Annotated in this window: 14 protein-coding genes; 4 read left to right on the top strand and 10 right to left on the bottom strand. The window is 53.3% G+C overall.

Annotated features, from left to right (window positions below):
- Nucleotides 1–19: 19 nt before the first annotated feature.
- The 5 genes from CLV58_RS03470 to CLV58_RS03490 form a co-directional block, all read right to left on the bottom strand.
- Entirely contained in the window at nt 20–451 is a 432-nt protein-coding gene (locus CLV58_RS03470; protein WP_106136378.1) for an energy transducer TonB, read from the bottom strand.
- Between the two features lie 3 nt (nt 452–454).
- Nucleotides 455–1,204, bottom strand: coding sequence for a phosphoglycerol geranylgeranyltransferase (locus CLV58_RS03475; RefSeq protein WP_106136459.1), 750 nt, complete (start codon nt 1,202–1,204; stop codon nt 455–457).
- A gap of 4 nt (nt 1,205–1,208) precedes the next feature.
- On the bottom strand, nt 1,209–1,688 hold the full coding sequence (locus CLV58_RS03480; RefSeq protein WP_106136379.1) for a hypothetical protein: 480 nt from the start codon (nt 1,686–1,688) through the stop codon (nt 1,209–1,211).
- 51 nt (nt 1,689–1,739) lie between these two features.
- A complete protein-coding gene (locus CLV58_RS03485) occupies nt 1,740–2,150 on the bottom strand; it encodes a phage holin family protein (RefSeq protein ID WP_106136460.1) in 411 nt (136 codons plus the stop codon).
- Between the two features lie 146 nt (nt 2,151–2,296).
- The gene (locus CLV58_RS03490; protein WP_106136380.1) at nt 2,297–2,683 is read right to left on the bottom strand and encodes a TraR/DksA family transcriptional regulator; all 387 of its coding nucleotides are present in this window, start codon (nt 2,681–2,683) and stop codon (nt 2,297–2,299) included.
- 328 nt (nt 2,684–3,011) lie between these two features.
- Between CLV58_RS03490 and CLV58_RS03495 the strand changes: the two genes are divergently transcribed.
- Both CLV58_RS03495 and CLV58_RS03500 read left to right on the top strand, forming a co-directional pair.
- The gene (locus tag CLV58_RS03495) at nt 3,012–4,286 is read left to right on the top strand and encodes a Glu/Leu/Phe/Val family dehydrogenase (protein WP_170108637.1); all 1,275 of its coding nucleotides are present in this window, start codon (nt 3,012–3,014) and stop codon (nt 4,284–4,286) included.
- 100 nt (nt 4,287–4,386) lie between these two features.
- A complete protein-coding gene (locus tag CLV58_RS03500) occupies nt 4,387–5,052 on the top strand; it encodes a phosphatidylserine decarboxylase family protein (RefSeq protein WP_106136381.1) in 666 nt (221 codons plus the stop codon).
- A 277-nt stretch (nt 5,053–5,329) separates the two neighbouring features.
- Here CLV58_RS03500 and CLV58_RS03505 read toward each other — a convergent pair whose 3' ends face one another.
- The 3 genes from CLV58_RS03505 to CLV58_RS03515 form a co-directional block, all read right to left on the bottom strand.
- Nucleotides 5,330–6,442, bottom strand: a complete 1,113-nt coding sequence (locus CLV58_RS03505) for an alginate O-acetyltransferase AlgX-related protein (RefSeq protein ID WP_106136382.1) — start codon at nt 6,440–6,442, stop codon at nt 5,330–5,332.
- A 52-nt stretch (nt 6,443–6,494) separates the two neighbouring features.
- A complete protein-coding gene (locus CLV58_RS03510; RefSeq protein WP_245882191.1) occupies nt 6,495–7,550 on the bottom strand; it encodes an alginate O-acetyltransferase AlgX-related protein in 1,056 nt (351 codons plus the stop codon).
- Nucleotides 7,551–7,690: 140 nt separating this feature from the next.
- Nucleotides 7,691–9,136, bottom strand: a complete 1,446-nt coding sequence (locus CLV58_RS03515) for an MBOAT family O-acyltransferase (RefSeq protein WP_106136384.1) — start codon at nt 9,134–9,136, stop codon at nt 7,691–7,693.
- Nucleotides 9,137–9,409: 273 nt separating this feature from the next.
- Here CLV58_RS03515 and CLV58_RS03520 point away from each other — a divergent pair, with 273 nt between their 5' ends.
- Nucleotides 9,410–10,444: an SGNH/GDSL hydrolase family protein gene (locus CLV58_RS03520; RefSeq protein ID WP_170108638.1), complete on the top strand. Its 1,035-nt coding sequence runs from the start codon at nt 9,410–9,412 to the stop codon at nt 10,442–10,444.
- 110 nt (nt 10,445–10,554) lie between these two features.
- Here CLV58_RS03520 and CLV58_RS03525 read toward each other — a convergent pair whose 3' ends face one another.
- A complete protein-coding gene (locus CLV58_RS03525; RefSeq protein ID WP_106136386.1) occupies nt 10,555–11,190 on the bottom strand; it encodes a hypothetical protein in 636 nt (211 codons plus the stop codon).
- A 43-nt stretch (nt 11,191–11,233) separates the two neighbouring features.
- A complete protein-coding gene (locus tag CLV58_RS03530) occupies nt 11,234–11,863 on the bottom strand; it encodes an MgtC/SapB family protein (RefSeq protein ID WP_106136387.1) in 630 nt (209 codons plus the stop codon).
- A gap of 86 nt (nt 11,864–11,949) precedes the next feature.
- Here CLV58_RS03530 and uvrA point away from each other — a divergent pair, with 86 nt between their 5' ends.
- Nucleotides 11,950–14,844, top strand: coding sequence for an excinuclease ABC subunit UvrA (gene uvrA / locus CLV58_RS03535; RefSeq protein ID WP_106136388.1), 2,895 nt, complete (start codon nt 11,950–11,952; stop codon nt 14,842–14,844).
- Nucleotides 14,845–15,048 lie beyond the last annotated feature (204 nt).

Genomic DNA, 15,048 nt, shown 5'->3' on the forward strand with positions numbered 1-15,048 from the left:
AGTGGTCTTTCTTCTTATCCTACTTCATGCTGATCTCCACCGGCAGCGTGTAGAACACGGGAACGGGCTTGTCATCGACCAGACCCGGCTGCCAGCGCGGCATCTTTTCCACCGCTGTGATGATCGTAGCCATGTATTCCTCCATGCCTTTCCGATTCTTTTCGCCAAGTGGCTTTATCTGCACCCGAACATCCGACACCTGTCCGGTCTCATCGATGATAAACCGGGCAGAAACCGGACCGGTGGTGACATTCTTTCGGATCAGTGAATTTGGATAGCGAATGTTAGCGGCCAAATATCGGCTCAACGCAGCCTTCCCACCGGGAAATTCGGGAGCCCGTTCTGCCACCGTGTATACTTTACCCGTCCGGGTCTGTGCCTGTCCGGGTTGTGCCGCCAGTACGCCGGTCAGCGTCATAGCGCACAACAGTGTCGTACGAAACCAGTTCATAAATTAGTCCTGCAATACGGATTGGTTGATTTCCTGCATAACGGCGCATAATTCGGGTAGCAAGTCCGGGTTGCGCTCGATACCATTTCCGACGACCAGCATGTCGGCCCCCGCCTTAAGCGCCTGACGGGCTTTTTCGCCGGAATCGATTCCCCCGCCAACAATCAGGGGTACGTCGATTACCCGGTTGACGGCCGCAATCATATCGGTCGGTACGGGCCGCTGCGCGCCACTACCAGCATCCAGGTACATGAGCTTCATACCCAGCATTTCGCCGGCCATAGCCGTACAGGCCGCGACGTCCGGCTTGTTGCTAGGCATGGGCATCGTCCCACTGATGTAGGAGACAGTCGTTTGCGCGCCACTGTCGACCAGCATGTAACCGGTTGGCATAATTTCCAGACCGCTTTTCCGCAACATCGGTGCTGCAACTACGTGCTGACCGATCAGAAAATCGGCATTCCGACCGGAAATGAGCGATAATAGCAATACGCCATCGGCCGTCGGGTCGATGTGCAGCGGGTTTCCCGGAAATAAGACGATTGGGGTGTCGCGATGACGGCGAAGGGTGTTGATGACTTCGCGATGTACATAGTCGACGACGAGACTGCCGCCGACCAAGAAAAGATCGACCGGGTGGTCGATTGTCCGAATCAATAGATCCGACAAACCGTCCTGCTCGACTTTATCAGGGTCGAGCAGGACGGCCAATGATTTTTGACCGACTGCTCTACGCGTTTGTAGAGTAGTCAGTATATTAGTAGGGTGTCTTCGTTCCGTATTGACGTTCACTCGAATGCTTTACAGTTGGGGTAAGCGCATTGTTCTGGCGAATTCGATCGACGAAGCTGGTTAGTTGTTGACGAGCGATGTTGGTAACCACCGTCGTCAGCAAGCCACTGACCATACCGCTGAGCGCTCCCGTTTTCTGGGCCTCTCTCTTACGCTTACCGGCAGGTACGACCAGTTCACCATATTCATCGTAATCGTCCTCATCCGGCTCCCCGTATTTTTCAGCAAAACGGTATTCAGCCGACTTTGGCAGGATCGCATTGACTACCAAATATACGGCTAAACTGACGCCGGCAACAAGCGCGACGGTTTTGCTGACCTCGGACGCATCACCTTTAATCTCGTCAACGCTATCAGATATCGATGTTTTGAACCGCTCCGTGGCGGCAATAAGTTGAGCCCGGCGAGCGGTGGTGTCGGAAAATGGCACTTTTGGGTCTTCCATGTTACTATGATTTCACGTACGTTTTGGCTGCACTATTACAATCCGATGCACTTACAAAGTAGACGTTGGTCCGGTTGTTTTCTCCATCAGATCGTTAATGATTTCCGTTTTCTCTTCTACTTTCTTTTCCTGACTTTTCTTAATCGCGCTGTACGCAACGACCCGTATCCGGCTTTTCATCGACTCCTTGGCGGCTGCCCAGATCAACGTTGTGACCAGGAAGAAACCAGCTACGATTAGGAAGCCCAGGTAGCGGCTGTCGAGTACCTCGTTCAAATAAGCGGCTAACAAACAAAACAGAAAAATCAGCGTCATCGTACCAAGCAGCGCCAGTACAATTGCATGAATACCGACAACGACGCCTTCCTCGATCTTCGAGCGAGTTTCGAGCGTAAACAGCTCGATCCGTGCTTCCAGATAGCGGAATATATTTTCCCGAATCTCTTCGAGGTGTTCTAGCATGGCTTTAGGCTTTTGTTCCACTCTATCTACTAAAAACGGCTGATTTTGTTTGTGGGCGGCTATAAAGGTTACTAAAAATGTTACGTACGAAAAAAGGCTGTCCGCAGACAGCCTTCCTTACTATGTATGTCGAACGCGTCTACGCTCTAGCGAGACTGACGTAATTTGGCTTCGATGGTTTGTTGCGTGTGGGGAACTGCCCGAAGCCGCTCCTTGGGAATTAGCTTACCGGTGTCTTTACAAATACCATACGTTCCGTTTTTGATGCGAACCATGGCTGCGTCAAGCTGCTGCGTGAACTTTTGCAGGCGCGCTGCAAGCTGGCTCAGGTTCTCCCGTTCGCTGGTGTCAGCACCATCTTCCAGCAGTTTCGAATTGCCCGATGTGTTATCCGTGCCGCTATCATTGCGTTTACTCAGCGTCTCCTTAATGTAGTTAAGTTCGCTACGCGTGGCTTCCAGTTTCTGACCGATGAGTTCTTCAAACTCTTTGAGGTCTTCTTCTGAGTACCGTTTTTTTTCTTCTTGGATCATAGCAGACTGCCGTGATAACTTATTGTTCTATCAGAAGGCGCAAAATTAATGCATTTGTAGTTGATTTTCAATCAGATTGCGGAGAACTTACTACAGTGATAATTATTTTACCTATTGGTAAAATAGCCGTAACACCGATTTTTCTTTGGCTTACCGGCTACTGATGCATCACCTATTTGGTAAGAGTACAACCCACTATTATTTATCACTGCGCATTTATTTTATATTAATCTCAGAAAAAATAGGGCTTTCATAACATATTGCCGCTTTTTGTAAGTTTACCTGACACTTCACTAAAAAACTGGTTGATGCCAGTAAAGTAACAGCCATGGCGTATATAGAACCTGCCCCCATAAAAGACAAAGAAAATCCCCTTGAATCGATGATGTCGCGTTTCGATGCGGCAGCGCGAATGGTCGGTATTTCCGACGAAATGTATGACATCCTGAAAGTACCGGCCCGGCAGGTAATCGTCGGTTTGCCCGTGACGATGGACAATGGCAGCATTCGGGTGTTCGAGGGGTATCGCGTCATTCACTCCAATATTTTAGGGCCGGCTAAAGGGGGTATCCGGCTCGATCCGGCCGTCAATCTCGACGAGGTTCGGGCGCTTGCCGCCTGGATGACCTGGAAATCGGCGGTTGTCGACATTCCTTATGGCGGTGCCAAAGGGGGAATTGCCTGCAACCCCCGCGAGATGTCGGCCGGTGAGATCGAGCGCCTGATCCGGCAGTACACGGTCAGTATGCTCGACGTATTCGGTCCAGACCGAGATATTCCGGCCCCGGACATGGGCACGGGCCCGCGCGAAATGGCCTGGATCGTTGACGAGTACTCGAAAGCGAAAGGGATGACGGTGAACAGCGTCGTCACGGGGAAACCGCTGGTACTGGGTGGTTCGCTGGGTCGTACGGAAGCAACCGGCCGGGGCGTTACGGTAGCCGCACTGGCTGCGATGGATAAGCTGCGTATGAACCCATACCGGTCGACGGCGGCTATCCAAGGCTTTGGAAATGTGGGTTCGTTTGCAGCCGAGCTACTGCACGAACGCGGTGTATCAGTCGTGGCGGTCAGCGATATTTCGGGGGGGTATTACAATGAGAATGGTATCGATATAACGGCGGCCGTGGCTTATCGTAACAACAACCGGGGGTCGCTGGAAGGCTTCACGGGTGCCGAACCGATTTCCAACGAAGAACTACTTTCCCTACCGGTCGACGTGCTGGTTCCGGCGGCCAAGGAAGACGTGATCACCGACGATAATGCCGAGTCGATACAGGCCCGGATGATCGTGGAAGGTGCCAACGGTCCTACCTCTGCCAGTGCCGACGAAATCATCAACCGCAAAGGCATTATGGTGGTGCCGGATATTCTGGCGAACGCCGGTGGCGTTACCGTGTCGTATTTCGAATGGGTACAAAACCGCATCGGGTACAAATGGACGCTTGACCGGGTGAACCGCCGTGCCGACCGGATCATGAAAGACGCCTTCGACCGTGTCTTCGACACCTCACAACACTACAAAGTACCAATGCGTCTGGCCGCTTATATTGTCGCCATTGATAAAGTTGCCAGTACATATAAGTACCGTGGCGGTTACTAATAAGTGTTGGTTTCACAGGCGTTATTTACGATTTTTGCCATTCTGCCGGTTAATCGTGGTCCGATTGACCGGCTTTACCTTGTAACTTCAACTCTACGCAATGCGTCTACACCGGGAGGGCAACACCATCATGCTGGTAACGGGGCTGGTTCTATTAGCCCTCAACCTGCTTGCTTATTTTTTCTTGTTTTCGGATAACGGTACCGCCATCACGCTGCTGGCCGTAGCCAGTTTAATTCTGTTCGTACTGGTCGTCCAGTTCTTCAGAATTCCCATGCGGCCGTTAACGATGGGCGAACAGCATGTAGTAGCGCCCGCCGACGGGACGGTTGTCGTTATCGAGGAAACAGACGAAGCAGAATACTTCAAAGGCCGGCGTCGGCAGGTGTCTATCTTTATGTCGCCCCTGAACGTACACGTCAACCGCAACCCGGTAACGGGTATTGTGCGGTACTTCAAATACTACCCGGGCAAATATTTGGTAGCCTGGCACCCCAAGTCGAGCACCGAAAATGAGCGCACGACGGTCGTTATTCAACTGGCCAACGGCGCTGAAGTGCTGCTGCGGCAGATTGCCGGGGCTGTCGCTCGGCGCATCGTGTGGTACGTAAAGGAAGGTCAACCCGTCGAGCAGGGTGGTGAACTGGGTTTTATCAAGTTTGGCTCGCGTGTTGACGTATTTCTGCCATTGGATGCCGATGTTAAAGTTGCCATCGGCGACCGCGTAAAAGGGGGCGTTACCGTACTAGCCGACATGCCCGAGTAACCAAAGTAACCCGTAAAACTAAGTAGCTGAAGGCGACCCAACCGGTCGCCTTCGCTTTTTATAAACCTGGCTATTGGTCTATACCCAGTTGAGAGATTGGCTGGCGGATTCGTACATACGCCTTATCGGAAGCAACTCCCTTCTGCGGCCGTTCAGGTCAACGACTATACAGCCCGTCTATACGACGCCGGTATCTTTTCTGAAGCTGATCCGATTCCAGGCTTTCTTCGTGCCGGTGAGCCATACCTGACTCATTACGCAGCCCGTTTACAAACCGTTATAAGGTAGCCAGGTCGCCGATGTTACGCTCTACGATTTCGACCACCACCACGTCCGGCCGTTCAGCCGCGACGACCGCCGGGTCGAGGTGACGGCCGCGCATGAAAAAAGCCGACTGAAAATAACCGGGTACGAACTGCATCATGCTGTGGCTAAACGAATCGCCAATGAACAGCAGCCGGGGCAGGTCATCGCTCGTTGTTCTGGTAAAGCGAACCGACGGGAAGCCTGATACCGGATTCGGTACTTCAGCCACTTGTCTGGCAGTACGATCGGGCGCGGGTTTGATGTCGAAATAAACTGGGTCCCGATGCTCGTCCTGTACGGTCAGCATCGTCGTCAGATCGCCCCCAAGTCCACGCTGCTTTTGTATCCGGTAGTCCGTCAGCCGGGGAGCCGGCAGGGTCGGTATATCCTGCCGAATTCGATTTAACAGCGCAGCACTGCCAATCAGCGTACCATAGTCATTCCAGTGTGTATCGGTCTGGTAGTAGACAACCTGCTCTTTCTTGGCAGTCAACAACGTGTCGCGAATGTCGACAAACGGCACGCGGGTTTGTTCCATCGCTTTCGTGAGCACATCGAGTCGTGACGGTTGCGTACTGACGGTCAGTTGCGTTGGCAGATGCTCCGGGTAGATGGTGTGCGAGTCCGGCGCGATCAGCACGTAGAAGCGAATCCCCTGTTTGGCCAGGCGCTGTTGTGTAGCCGTCAGGTGCTGCGCGATGATGCGGGCCGAGTCAGCCGACAACGGCAATAAGCCCCGGTGCTGGTCGACCACCCGGTTGTAGCTGTTACCCAGGTAAAACCAGCCATCGTTTCCGACTACGACTTTTTCCGGTAAAGGCGATTCGCCCAGCAGGTTCAACTTCCAGCGGCTGTAGGCGTAGAACAGCGCATTACGCCAGCCAAAGTTTTCTTTGTAATACTGATCAAACTGCTTTACAAAGCTGCGGACATGGGGAAAATGCAGCGGTGGCAGGGTCGACTGCTGCCGGTTTTCGGTACTCTTGTAGGCTTTTGACAGGTTTAGCAACTGATCCAGTGTGGGCAACAGGAGTAACCCTGCGAAGACAAAAGCAGCCAGCTTAAACCGAAAGGATGTATTCATTCAGGATTGATAGGCACCTAGCCGGCGTGTAAACAACCGCAAAAATACACAGTTATAGATCAGCCAGTTCACGCAGATTCCGCTCGACAATCTCAACCACGACAATATCCGAGCGTTCGGCCCGCGCCAGTGCCAGATCAAGCCGGTGGCTACGTACCAGAAAACTTTCGCCAAAGTACTGGGGTACAAAGCGATTCATGCTGAAGCTGAACGAATCACCGATAAACAACAGGCGGGGCATGGCGGGCTGTGGGCCGATAAAACGCGACGACGGCAAGTTCATTTCCGAATTTGGTATATCGGCCGTTTGTCGGGCTTGCAGGCTTTTCCGGGGGGTCACGATGTACTGAATCGAATCGCGATGTACGCTGTGCAGTGCCATCATCGTCGTCAGATCACCGCCGATTCCTGGCGCAGATTTAATTGTATAGTCGGCCAGTCGGGGTTCGATCAGTTGCGGGAAGTCTTGCCGCACCCGACCAACCATCGCCAGTGAGGCTACCAACGAACCGAAATCATTCCAGTGTGTATCGGTTTGGCAATAGACAGGTCGCTCTTTCTTGGCGCTACGCAGCGCTGGCTGTACATCAATCAAAGAAATACCCGACTGCTGGGCCAGATACGTCCGTAACTGATCCAGGTTCGAGGGGCCACTGTGCCGTTTGATTTTATCGGGCAGATTTTCGGGGTAGATCGTGTACGAATCCGGCACAACCATCACATAGAAGCGTGTCCCCTGCCGGGCCAGTTGTTGCTGGTAGTATGTGAGTCTGTCTTTTATTGCGCGCAACTCACGGGGCTGAATGGGGTCAACGCCCCGATGCTGATCAACAATCTTCGCGAAGTGATTACCGGGATAGAACCACCCGCGTTTGCCAACCACTACCTTTTCTGGTAAAGGCGACTGCCCCAGCACGTTCATCTTCCAGGAGCTGTAGGCGTAGAAGAGTGCGTTGCGCCAGCCAAAGTTCTCGTTGAAGTAGTGTTCGTACTGATGCACAAATGTTTTTACATGCGGAAAATCCAGCGTAGGCCGAGCCGCAAGAGCCCGCTTTTCGGTACTCTGAAACCGAGTGGACAGATGAAGCCATTGATCCACTGCGGGCATAATCAGCAGTGTAGCGAAACAAGCACCCGCCAACACCGCCCGAAACCGTACCGATGGCCGACGCGTACTTGTGGATACCACAAGTTTCGGAACCTCTACGCTTTCAATTCTCGGATAGGCGGTCATCGGTATGGTAGCAATTAGAATCGGAAGTAGATAAAGGGGTTATATGTATCAGCCGCCAGGTACATGACCGACATGATGAATAAACAAACTAATCCCAGCACGTAGGCCGAGTCAAACAAGTAATGTGCGTTCGTACGCATCAAACTATTTTGTAACCGAAGCCAAAACTGCTGAAACACATGATAAACGGGTGTAGCCAAAATAATGCCGATAATAAACGTAACGATCACTTCACCGCTCAGAAAAAAGGAGGGTGGATACGCCAGTCGCTCAGCTAGTTCCGGCCCGGCACCCACCATCTTGTTCAGGTACGCTACAGCTTCCGTCAACGTCAGCGCCCGGAAGAAGACCCAACCGATCAGCACGGCCAGCAGTGTATACAAATGCGCAATCGGTGGCCATACTTTGGCGAGCCACTTTCCCAGGCCGGCGCGTTCGAGTAGTAGAAAAGCGCCGTGGTAAACGCCCCAGATGATAAAATTCCAGCTTGCCCCGTGCCAGAGGCCGGTTACCAGAAACACGATCATTAGGTTGACGTAGGTGCGTACGTTACCAACCCGATTTCCACCCAGCGGGATGTACACATAATCCCGGAACCAGCTCGACAGCGAGATGTGCCACCGACGCCAGAAATCCTGTATCGATTTGGCGATGTATGGATAATTAAAATTCTCTTTGAAGTCGAAGCCAACCATTTTTCCCAGCCCGATCGCCATGTCGGAATAGCCGGAGAAATCGAAGTAGATCTGTAGCGTGTAGGCAACAATACCGATCCAGGCCGTTGCCGTTCCATAACTATCCGGCCGGGCGTTGAAGATCGTGTCCGCAATGTTAGCGAACGTATTAGCGATCAGTACTTTTTTGGCCAGGCCGATAATAAACCGTTCCGCACCGACACCAAACTTTTCCAGTGTCGTTGTTCGCTCACTCAATTCAGGAGCAATGTCGGCATAGCGAACGATGGGCCCCGCAATCTGATGCGGAAACATGGCCACATAGGTGCCATAATCGAGGAAACTTTTATTGGCCCTGATGCGCCCCCAGTAAATGTCGAGGGTGTAGGAGATACCCTGAAACGTGTAAAAGCTGATACCAATGGGCAACGCGATCTGGGCGAGTGTCAGATTCTCGGAGACAGGCAGCATAAAGGCTTCCGCAAAGCCCCGAACGGAATCAAACAGGAAATTGGCGTATTTGTAATAGAAGAGCAGCGACAGACTGCCTACCAACGAAAGCCACAGGCCAGCTTTCCGCTTACCCCGTTCGATTAATTGACCAGCGATGTAATTGATTAGTGCCGATACCAGCAATACCAGTACGACAAGGCCTTCCCCTTTTGCGTAGAATACCAGACTGGCACCAAACAGAAACGCATTATGCCATCGCCTGGGCAACAGGTAGTAAACGATCAGAAAAGCGGGTAGAAACAGGAACAGGAAAATTGCCGAACTGAACAGCATGGATTAAGTTTATAAATCAAACCAAAGGTATATAATTTACAGCATTCCATTAAGTAGTCTTCTCTGGTGTACCGTTGCAGTAGCGTGTCGATTGGCACCGTATTTGGAGACGAGCCCCGCTTCGTCTACTCGCCCTTTTTTATGTTTCAACTTGTTGACATGGTTTCACTGCTATCAACTATCGGCTTGGTCGGCACCCCTAACTTGTTTACCCTTTATCCCGGTTGGCACACTTTTAGCCTAATTACCGGTCAGATAGTAACAATTGTCAGCATGAATCAGCTTCTCAGACATTTACGGATCGGCACAACGGCAATCCGGTTTGGCTTTACGTACCTCCTGTACTTCTCTTTCTGGCAGTTTGGCTGCGCACAGGTTGACCCCGCTGCCACGGCTGGTACCTTGACCGATCCCGCCTGTCGCACCATTACGATTCAACGCGTAACCACGCCAATCAATACACCGGCACCGACGCCACAGGGGCTACCGATTCCGAGTTTCAGTCAGCAAAGTGGCTCGGTGGCTTACGGAAGCACACTGAAGCTTTCCGCAAGCAGCATGCCAAGTGGGGCCTATACCGAGTACTCTTATGACAATGGGGCAACCTGGGTGAAGGGTGATCAGGTATCCGTTGTCAGCCGGAAACAGATGCTCGCCCGGACCCGGATCAATGATCTGACGTCGCAGACCGCCCAAGCTACCGTAACGCCTTATTTTCAGCGGATGATGGTGATTGGTAACAGCATTATGAGTCACGGTCCCGCTCCGGATCTGGGCTGGACCAATTTCAACGGCATGGCAGCTTCGGCACCGGAGAAAGATTACGTACATCTGCTGACGGCTAAATTGAACAACCTGCGCGACGGAGTACAGACCAGGATGGTGTCGGGTGGGACGTTTGAGCGGCAGTTCGGGCAGGCAGGTTATAGCGTAACTGAGTTCCTGACACCGCTACAGGAATTTAAACCCGACATTATCTTCGTCCGTATCGGTGAGAACATAGACGAGGGCGCTGTTCAGGCAAACAACCTGGCCGGTAACCTGCGCTTATTGTTTGACTATCTGAAACAGAACGCGGGCGGACCGGTACAAATCATCTGTTCGACAAGCGTGTGGAATCGTCCGCAGGCCGACGCCGTGATTCGGCAGGTAGCCGCAGAAAAAAGTATTCCCCTGGCCGATTTGAAAAGCATGGTGGGCGTTCCCTCCTACTTCGCCAGTCAATACGCCAACGCGGGCGTAGCCGCTCACCCCAACGACGCGGGTATGCAACGGATTACTGACATCATCTGGGATACGATGCCGTAGAGTCGTCTACGGTGTACAGTACTCGGTTTACGGTTGAATAACACAAAAAATCCCGGCTGATTATCAGCCGGGATTTTTTGTGCGTCGTAATACACACGAATCAATTTCTGTTAGAAGAACGACAGCCGAATGACCAGTGGGCTACCATAGATTGCCTGTGCCACGGCCTGATTCTGATTGTAGTTCAGGTTATATAGTGCAGTCAGGTTAATACCAAAGCGACCCGTGATCGGCTGCGAATAAGTCAAACCGAGCAGTGGAGCCGTCAGCCCGTAGCTGCTGGTAGCGCCCCGTTGCTCATCCCGCACCGAAATCGTGCTGTTCTCTACTTCCCCGTGTAAGTACAGGTTCGGCAGAATCGACGGGATAAACTCGTACATGGCGAATAGCCGGCCGCCGAACTGATTGTACGTTTGAAGCGGCACAGTAGTACCGGTGTTCGTGATTCCCTTGTAGCGCGTATAGGCATACGTGGCACCAACGCCAAGCAGCAGCCGCTCGGTCGTCTGGTAGGCGATTACCGGCGACACGCCAAAGCTGAACGGGTTGCCGAAGCGAATGTTGTTGATGCCCCCACCGAAGCGAAGCCGTTGGCTGAACGGCAGCGGACGGCCTTCCGGGGTTTGTGTCCGCAGTGGATCTTTGCCCTGTTCGCGCCGGTCTTCCGGGTCAGCGGTCAACTGCCCAAAGGCAACCGTACTGCTACATAAGGCTATGAGTAACAAAATTTTGCGAATCGAATGCATGATATAGGTTGACAGTCTACAGATTGCAAAAATACTAACGAAATCAGAACGTGAATTCTTTTACCTCCGGGTCGTTCAGTAAGCGTTCGATGCAGCGTTCGTGATCCTGCTGCGCACCGTCGACCCGCCACCGACCGATAATGTCGGTACCAATGCGCTGCTGCTGCCCACGAGTCGGTGAAAGGCCACACGCCTGAAACAACGACTCGTACTGGTTCAGTGTTTTATGGCGGAACTGGGTTACGATCTTGTAATCCCGCGTCTGATTCAGCCGTTCGATCCGTTTGGCAATACCCGACAGCAGAAGCAGGGAACTGATGATAAACGCGAAGCCAATCAGCGCAATATCGTAATGCCCACTCCCCACACACATCCCTAACGCCGAAGCGGCCCACACCGTTGCAGCCGTGGTCAGCCCTTTTACCCGATTGTCTTCCCGAAAGATGATCCCGGCCCCCAGAAACCCGATCCCGTTGACGATGTTGGCGGCAACACGATCGCCGGTGCCGCCCATTCGGTTCGATACCATCGTAAACAGCGTCGAGCCGACACAGATCATAATCATGGTGCGAAACCCGGCGGCCTTCCCGTGGTACTCCCGTTCGGCCCCGATCAGCCCGCCCATCAGCAGCGCGATCGTCAGCCGAATTAAATCTTCTGATGCAAATTCCATCTCCTCCTACACATTGACAAGCAAAGAACCTATCCGGCGCTAAAACCGTTAAAACTTAGATAGTTTATAGCCTGATAATTCTTCGAATGACTCATACACCGGAAGTCGAATCACCGCGTTCCGTCGACCAACTCGACCCCAAGCAATACATCATCATCAAGGGGGCGAAAGTACATAATCTGAAAGGAATTGACGTTGCCATCCCCCGCAATCAGCTCGTCGTGTTGACGGGACTGTCCGGGTCGGGCAAGTCGTCGCTGGCGTTCGATACGCTGTTTGCCGAAGGGCAGCGCATGTACGTCGAAAGTCTGAGCAGCTACGCCCGGCAGTTTCTGGGGCGGATGGAAAAGCCGGAGGTTGAATACATCAAAGGTGTTTCGCCGGCCATTGCCATCGAGCAGAAAGTCTCGACCCGCAACCCCCGCTCGACCGTCGGCACGTCGACCGAGATTTACGATTACCTCAAGCTGCTGTTTGCGCGGGTGGGCGTAACGTATTCCCCGATTTCGGGCCACGAAGTAAAGAAAGATACCGTCAGCGACGTGGTCAACTACATGTACAGCTTCGAAGCAGGTCTGGGCGGCACTCCGCAGCGGGTCATGATTCTGGCTCCGCTGCGGCTGCACGACGGACGCACGCTTTCGCAGGAGCTGAACATCCTGATTCAGAAAGGATACACCCGTATCGCCGTTGAGGGGCAGGTTCAGTTTATCGAAGAACTGCTGCAACAGCCCGACGAAACCGACAAGCTGGTGTCGAACCCGCTGGAAATTCTGGTCGACCGGGGCACGGTGATCTACGACGACAATGGTCAGCCCGACGAAGATAATCAATACCGCTTTTCCGATTCGGTTCAGACGGCTTTCAACGAAGGCAACGGCACCTGTCGCGTCGACATCGTCGGGAAGGAGTCGCGGCAGTTTTCAGACAAGTTTGAACTCGACGGTATTCTGTTTGAAGAGCCAAGCGTCAACCTCTTCACCTTCAATAACCCGTACGGTGCGTGCCGCCGATGCGATGGTTTCGGCAAAGTGCTGGGCATCGATCCCGATCTGGTTATTCCCGACAAAAACCTGTCGGTTTTCGAAGGCGCTATCATGCCGTGGCGGAGCGAGAAAATGAGCAATGAATACATGAAGCCGCTGCTGCGGAACGGTATTCGGTTCGATTTTCCCATTCACCGCCCCTACAAAGAACTTACCCCCGCCGAGCAGGAACTCCTCTGGACGGGTAACAAATACTTCGACGGACTGAACGCGTTCTTCGAATTCGTGGAAAGCCAGACGTTCAAAGTACAGTACCGGGTGATGCTATCACGCTACCGGGGCAAAACCACCTGTCCGGAGTGTCGGGGGTCGCGGCTGCGCAAAGATGCCGGTTACGTCAAAGTCGGCGGCAAGAGCATCACCGATCTGGTGCTGATGCCCATCGATAAAGCAGCCAGTTTCTTCCGCGAGCTCGAACTGCCCGACCACCAGAAAAAAGTGGCCGACCGGATTCTGGTCGAGATTCAGAATCGGCTGGACTACATGGAGCGTGTCGGCCTGGGCTATCTAACGCTCAACCGCCTGACCAATACACTATCGGGGGGCGAATATCAGCGCATCAAGCTGGCGACGTCACTCGGCTCGGCGCTGGTTGGCTCGATGTATATTCTTGATGAACCAAGCATCGGGCTGCACCCGCGCGACACAAAGCGACTGGTAAGTGTGCTGGAATCGCTGCGCGACATGGGCAACACGGTGATCGTGGTTGAACATGAAGAAGAAGTGATGCGGGCGGCCGATCAGCTAATCGACATCGGCCCTGACGCCGGGTCGCTGGGTGGTCACCTTGTCTTTCAGGGTACGTGGCAGGACGTTGTGAACGGCGACAACCACGCAACGACCGACGCGCACTACCCGTCGCACACGCTGGACTTCCTGACCGGGCGCGAAACGGTACCCGTGCCGTCATTCCGGCGCAAGTCGGCTAATTTCATCGAACTCAAAGGAGCGCGGGAAAACAATCTGAAGGACGTATCGGCCCGTTTCCCGCTGAACAACCTGACCGTTGTAACGGGCGTATCAGGTTCGGGAAAAAGTACGCTGATCCGGAAGGTGCTGTACCCGGCCCTGATGCGGCAACGGGGCGACGCAACCGAAGAAGCGGGTAAATACGACGCACTGGAAGGCTCGCTCGACCGGATTCTGGCGGTCGAAATGATCGATCAAAATCCGATTGGCAAGTCGAGCCGGTCGAACCCGGTTACGTACATCAAAGCGTACGATTACCTGCGGCAGGTCATGGCCGATCAGCCAATCGCGAAATCCCGTGCTTACAAACCCAGCCACTTCTCGTTCAACGTCGACGGGGGGCGCTGCGAAGTCTGTCAGGGCGAGGGCGAGGTAAAGATCGAGATGCAGTTCATGGCCGATATTTACCTCAAATGCGAAGGCTGTGGCGGCAAACGCTTCAAGCAGGAAGTACTGGAGGTGACGCTCGACGGCAAAAACGTATCGGACATTCTGGACATGACCGTCGACGAAGCCGTTACTTTCTTCCGCACGGCCGATCCTAAAATGGCCGACAAACTGCTGCCGTTGCAGGCGGTCGGGCTAGGGTATATCGGTCTGGGCCAGTCGGCGAATACGCTGTCGGGCGGGGAAGCGCAGCGGGTCAAGCTGGCGTCGTTCCTCGGTAAGGGCAACCCGAACAAAGGCAGCACGCTGTTCATTTTCGACGAACCAACGACGGGGTTACACTTCCACGACATTCGTAAACTGCTCGACGCCATCAACGCGCTGGTCGATCAGGGCGACTCGGTGATCATCATCGAGCACAACATGGAAGTCATCAAAAACGCCGACCACATCATCGACCTCGGTCCCGACGGTGGCGAAACGGGTGGCTACATCACCTTTACGGGTACGCCCGAGCAGATGGTGCAGCTCCCGGAAGGGCAAAACTTCACCGCTGACTTCCTACGCGGGAAAGTGTAGCGTTGCTTATTACGGAACGCCTGGTATAAATCCGTTGGTCAGTCATCGGCTAGCCGCCTGGCTACAAACATCGGATGAGTAAGTGCTTGTTTACGGTGATCCTGTTGATGAATTGATTGCGGAGGAAGGGTTGAAAGTTGCCCGGTTTGTTCACTTTCGCGCGTTGGATTTACTCCTGGTGATTCTCCCCAACCGTCGAATGAT

Source organism: Spirosoma oryzae, assembly GCF_003002825.1.
In the GTDB taxonomy this organism is placed as follows: Bacteria; Bacteroidota; Bacteroidia; order Cytophagales; family Spirosomataceae; genus Spirosoma; species Spirosoma oryzae.

Excerpts from the sequence above, each read along its gene's own strand:
- CLV58_RS03470 (WP_106136378.1), bottom strand. The coding sequence starts at position 451 with ATGAACTGGTTTCGTACGACACTGTTGTGCGCTATGACGCTGACCGGC.
- CLV58_RS03480 (WP_106136379.1), bottom strand. The coding sequence starts at position 1,688 with ATGGAAGACCCAAAAGTGCCATTTTCCGACACCACCGCTCGCCGGGCT.
- CLV58_RS03485 (WP_106136460.1), bottom strand. The coding sequence starts at position 2,150 with ATGCTAGAACACCTCGAAGAGATTCGGGAAAATATATTCCGCTATCTG.
- CLV58_RS03490 (WP_106136380.1), bottom strand. The coding sequence starts at position 2,683 with ATGATCCAAGAAGAAAAAAAACGGTACTCAGAAGAAGACCTCAAAGAG.
- CLV58_RS03495 (WP_170108637.1), top strand. The coding sequence starts at position 3,012 with ATGGCGTATATAGAACCTGCCCCCATAAAAGACAAAGAAAATCCCCTT.
- CLV58_RS03500 (WP_106136381.1), top strand. The coding sequence starts at position 4,387 with ATGCGTCTACACCGGGAGGGCAACACCATCATGCTGGTAACGGGGCTG.
- CLV58_RS03505 (WP_106136382.1), bottom strand. The coding sequence starts at position 6,442 with ATGAATACATCCTTTCGGTTTAAGCTGGCTGCTTTTGTCTTCGCAGGG.
- CLV58_RS03510 (WP_245882191.1), bottom strand. The coding sequence starts at position 7,550 with ATGCCCGCAGTGGATCAATGGCTTCATCTGTCCACTCGGTTTCAGAGT.
- CLV58_RS03515 (WP_106136384.1), bottom strand. The coding sequence starts at position 9,136 with ATGCTGTTCAGTTCGGCAATTTTCCTGTTCCTGTTTCTACCCGCTTTT.
- CLV58_RS03520 (WP_170108638.1), top strand. The coding sequence starts at position 9,410 with ATGAATCAGCTTCTCAGACATTTACGGATCGGCACAACGGCAATCCGG.
- CLV58_RS03525 (WP_106136386.1), bottom strand. The coding sequence starts at position 11,190 with ATGCATTCGATTCGCAAAATTTTGTTACTCATAGCCTTATGTAGCAGT.
- CLV58_RS03530 (WP_106136387.1), bottom strand. The coding sequence starts at position 11,863 with ATGGAATTTGCATCAGAAGATTTAATTCGGCTGACGATCGCGCTGCTG.
- uvrA (WP_106136388.1), top strand. The coding sequence starts at position 11,950 with ATGACTCATACACCGGAAGTCGAATCACCGCGTTCCGTCGACCAACTC.